Source organism: uncultured Agathobaculum sp. (assembly GCF_963927765.1).
Taxonomy (GTDB): Bacteria; Bacillota; Clostridia; order Oscillospirales; family Butyricicoccaceae; genus Agathobaculum.
In genome coordinates, this window is sequence record NZ_CAWVCU010000045.1 from 1 (window position 1) to 4,309 (window position 4,309).

Annotated in this window: 4 protein-coding genes; 1 reads left to right on the forward strand and 3 read right to left on the reverse strand. The window is 47.7% G+C overall.

The features are described from left to right. Positions 1-146: 146 nt before the first annotated feature. Together ABGT74_RS03620 and ABGT74_RS03625 are read right to left on the reverse strand one after the other, a co-directional pair. Complete coding sequence (locus tag ABGT74_RS03620; RefSeq protein ID WP_346704491.1) at positions 147-1,166, reverse strand: sugar ABC transporter substrate-binding protein; 1,020 nt, start codon at positions 1,164-1,166, stop codon at positions 147-149. A 96-nt stretch (positions 1,167-1,262) separates the two neighbouring features. Further along, positions 1,263-2,138 carry a sugar phosphate isomerase/epimerase family protein gene (locus ABGT74_RS03625; RefSeq protein WP_346704492.1) on the reverse strand — a complete coding sequence of 292 codons (876 nt, stop codon included), beginning with the start codon at positions 2,136-2,138 and terminating at the stop codon, positions 1,263-1,265. Positions 2,139-2,538: 400 nt separating this feature from the next. On the opposite strand from ABGT74_RS03625, the gene ABGT74_RS03630 reads away from it, so the two are divergent. Then, positions 2,539-3,573: a LacI family DNA-binding transcriptional regulator gene (locus tag ABGT74_RS03630; protein WP_346704493.1), complete on the forward strand. Its 1,035-nt coding sequence runs from the start codon at positions 2,539-2,541 to the stop codon at positions 3,571-3,573. Positions 3,574-4,001: 428 nt separating this feature from the next. Here the strand turns inward: ABGT74_RS03630 and ABGT74_RS03635 are convergent, their stop codons facing one another. Then, the gene (locus ABGT74_RS03635) at positions 4,002-4,223 is read right to left on the reverse strand and encodes a hypothetical protein (RefSeq protein ID WP_346704495.1); all 222 of its coding nucleotides are present in this window, start codon (positions 4,221-4,223) and stop codon (positions 4,002-4,004) included. Positions 4,224-4,309: the final 86 nt, after the last annotated feature.

Below are 4,309 nucleotides of genomic sequence, written 5' to 3' on the forward strand. Positions count from 1 at the left end.
CGACCTGCACGCCCGGTACGCTGTTGATCAGGTTATTGATGTGCAGCTTGCCGATTCGGCCGCAGCCTACTACGCCGATTTTCAAAACAGACATATAAATTGCTCCTTTTGATACTGTTATTGCAGAACCTGTAACTCTTTTCGGTTTAGAACTCCAATGTGCCGCCCATTTGTTCTTCCAGTTCCTTCAGATAGTCCTCAGCGGAATCCTTGTCAATCACCTGAGTGCCGCAATCCACAAAGCTCTCAACCTCTTCGCCGTCAAGATACTTTGCAACAGTTTCCACTGCACGATAACCCTGGTCATAGCCGCTCTGCGCAACCGTGATGGTTTCGCCTCCATCCAGAATGGACTCTGCTGCAGTGATGTTACCGTCGAAGCCTACGAAAATTGTATTTGCATAGGCCGGATTATTTTCCGCTGCACGCGCTGCGGCAATAGCACAATCATCATTGTGGCAGCAAATGATTGCAAGGCCCTCCGGATGATTCTGCATGATGGCTTCCATGCAATTGGCTGCTTTGTCTGCAACAGCATCTGCATACTGAATCTCATCGACAAGGAAAGTGCCGCCCGCTGCTTCAATGCCTTCCTGGAAACCGGTCTTGCGCGCTTCTGCGGTCGAGTCACCCTGAACGCCAGCAATATAAGCAGCCTTAATATCCGTCCAGCCAGCTGCTTTCGCTGCTTCAACCGCAGCTTCACCGCCGCTTGCCGCAGCATCGGCCTGACCGATGCCAATAAACGAAATCTTTTCTGCTGCATCAAAATCGGTATCAATCGCAAAAATCGGCATATCTGTTCCGCTTACCAAGGTGGAAACCATATCACCCTGCAGCGGAGCAATAATCATTGCGTCATATTTTCCCGAATTCAAATCGGTTTCGATCATGTTCTGCTGCTCATCATACGCAGTTTCAGAAGTTGCGCCTTTCATATCCAGCGTAACGCCATATTCTTCCGATGCCGCTTCCGCACCCGCCATCATGTATTGTGTATACTCATTGGAAGTGGTCTTGAACACAATGGAAATCGTGTGTGCGCCGGAAGCCTCTTCAGTTGCACCGGATTCTCCCGATTCCGTGCTTCCTCCACAACCGACCAGCGTGCTTACCAACAGCGCGGAAGACAGAAACAACGCACCGATTTTCTTCAAATTACTCACAACAATTCTCCTCTCCTGATATCATTGAAAAGCAATCAAAACACGAACCATACACTTTTTTGCTCTGCAACCCGAATGCATTACAGCAGCAAATTCTTAAAACTGCGCGTACTTGGCAACATGGGCTTTTGTTACCTCAGCAGACTTCTTGACATTCTCTTCCTGATCCATCTGGTAGTACTCCGGACGGAAAATCTCGATCGTGCAGCAGTCACCGTCAAACCCGATCTTCTTAAGGGTGTCCGCATAGCGGGCGTGCGGCAGGCAGTCGCCCTCCGCGTCCGGCCACATGCGCTTCTCGTCGTTGTTGTAGTAGCTGCCGCAGGGCAAGTCTTCAGTGCCGTTCAGGTGCCATACAAAAATCTTCTTGCCGTCAGCCTTTTCGAGGGTATCCCAGCCGGAGCCCATCGCGTAGAAGTGGTACTGGTCGAGCGTGACGCCTACCATCGGGCTATCCACAGCCTCAACGATGGCATAAGCATCCTCAAAGCGGTTAATGGTCATAGCCGGTTCACCGCAGAACTCCAGGCTGAGTTTGATGCCGTGCGGTTCGCACTTCTTGACCATTTCCTTGAGCACTGCAACCGCATCCTCGCGGATCTCCTTGCGGGTCGGGGTCAGGCCGCGCTCCTTCATATCCTTGCTGGGAACGACTACAATCATTTTGCAGCCAAGGATATCGCAGCGGCGAATAATCTCGTCCAGTTCCGCCATCACTGCATCTTTCTCTTCCTGCGTCTGCTTCATGTTGAAGAAGCACAGCGCGTTATAGGAGAGCATCTTCAAATGGTGAGTCTTGAACCACTCGCCCATCTCCTCGAGGGTGATCTTGCCCGCTTCGAGATCGCGGTTGAGGCATTCGGACTGAATGTCGATAAAATCAAAGCCGTACTTTTCACAGTACTCCAGATCCTTCATCACGGAGTGATCTTTGCAGAAGCGATCATTTGCTTCGTTGAAACCGATTTTCATGCTCATAACTTCCTTTCACTATTTCTGTTCCAGCAGTCTGATTTGCCGTATTCCCCAACAATGCGGTTCAGGGTTTTTGAACAAGCGATTTTCTATATTTCCCTTGCTCTCCGACTGTCAATATTTTGGTCTTGATGACGTACGTTTCACTTGACAAGAACAGCATAGCATGTCTTTCCGTTCGATACAATATCTTGCGGCGACTATCATTTCTCCGTGCATTATATCGTGAATATATACAATTTTTCTTTTCATTTATTGTAAATATAATATAATTTATCTAATTTTATGTGATCTATCCTTTTTCATCATTGTACCTTTCCGTGCATTTGTTCTATCTATCCAAATCGATTTTTGTATGATATAATCAGTTTATCCCACACGCAGAGGTGAACCAACCATGGTGACTATGCAGCAAATTGCGGACAAATGCGGCGTTTCGCGCGGTACAGTCGACCGCGCCCTGCATCACAAAGAAGGGGTTCGCGAAGAAGTGGCCCAGCGCATCCGGGATACCGCCCGCGATATGGGCTATTTGCCCATCCGCAGCACGGTCAAGCCCGTAAAAGAATGGAAATTGGGCGTTATCCTGCATTCCGCCCGTTCTTCATTTGTCCAGTTGCTCTGCCAGTCCTTTCAGGACTTTCCACAGCGGGAAAACATCCCTCATGTCACTGTTGTGATCCGTACAATGGATGATATGGATGTGTGGCACCAGCTGGCTTTAATCGACGAATTGGTCAACACAGAGCATATCGACGGACTCGCGTTGATGCCACTGGCAAACACACTGATTCGCGACAAAATCAACACCCTGTCCGAGCAGAAAAGCATCCCCGTTGTGACGTTCAATACCGACATCGCAGATGCCAACCGTCTTGCATATATCGGTCCGGACAATATCGCTTCCGGGCAGGCAGCTGCCGCATTGATGGGTATGGTGATGCAGGGACACGGTACATGCCTGCCTATTTTGGGGCAGCGCAGCGGACATTACGGCGATTCTCAGCGGCTGACCGGTTTTCTCGAAGAAATGCAAAAGAATTATCCCAATATCAGAATCATGCAGCCGGAATACACATTTCTGGACGAAGAACTTGCCAAACGCATCACACTTCGCGCCATTCAATCCGACTCCGATTTACACGGTATTTATATCGCCTCCGCTGGGCGTACCGGAGTCTATCAGGCGATCCGTCAAACCGGACTTGCTGAGCGCATTCATGTCATTGTACACGACGCAACGCCGGATAACATGGAGATGGTGCGTCAGGGCATCGTTGATTTCATCATCGGGCAGGACGAGCAGACGCAAGGCAATTTACCCCTTCGCCTTTTATATGACTATTTAGAGCATCGGCATTTCCCCGAAAACCGCATCCACATCACAGATATCACCATCAAATTTCGTTGTAATATCAATCATTCACCATAATCCTCTCGCATTCAAGATAAATAAGTCCAAGCAAAGCCGATCAAGGATCACAAGTGATCTCAAAAATAAAACCGTACTTTTTCCAATAGAAAAAGTACGGTTTTGTTTGTCAGAATTCGATCAAGTCATTCCGGATTTCAAGCGCATAACGCTCTAGAAAAAAGCAAAGGGATGTTAACACATTTGTTATTATCCCTTTAAAAACAAGCAATTTTTCGGTTAAAAACGCACTTTTTTGGCCGTTTGAGCCGGATTTTTCTAACAAGGTCCGTCCAATATCTGTAAGGAACTGTAAACTCCGAATAATTGCGTGGCGCGGGATTCAGAACTTTTCTATTCTAAATACGCCCCATTTTCTCCATTCTCTTCCATTCCCAGCCCATTCCGTTCGATCTGCTCCAATTTCTCCTTTTTCCAATCCGTCTCACCTAAAACAGGCCGATTGTCGCTTTAAAATCGACATTTTTTCTTTTCGCCCGTTTCCCTACTTTCTCTTTTTCAGAACTTTTATCCACCTTTTCAAGCCATTTTTGCGCAACAAAAAAGACCCAAAGCACTTTCCATGCCTTGAGTCCTCGTTCTTCTTTTCCCGGTTTATGCGCTTTTTTCCCGGACATTATGCCGGTTTTGTGAGGGAGATTAACATTCATGTCATCGTCCCACCTAAAACCGACAGATTATCCCAGAAAAACGAGCGATTTTTTGATTGGCGGTATAAAGAAATTTGCCGGAAATG

What these genes read in the sequence shown, in the direction of transcription:
- ABGT74_RS03625 (WP_346704492.1), bottom strand. Translation starts at nt 2,138, where the DNA reads ATGAAAATCGGTTTCAACGAAGCAAATGATCGCTTCTGCAAAGATCAC.
- ABGT74_RS03635 (WP_346704495.1), bottom strand. Translation starts at nt 4,223, where the DNA reads ATGAATGTTAATCTCCCTCACAAAACCGGCATAATGTCCGGGAAAAAA.
- ABGT74_RS03630 (WP_346704493.1), top strand. Translation starts at nt 2,539, where the DNA reads ATGGTGACTATGCAGCAAATTGCGGACAAATGCGGCGTTTCGCGCGGT.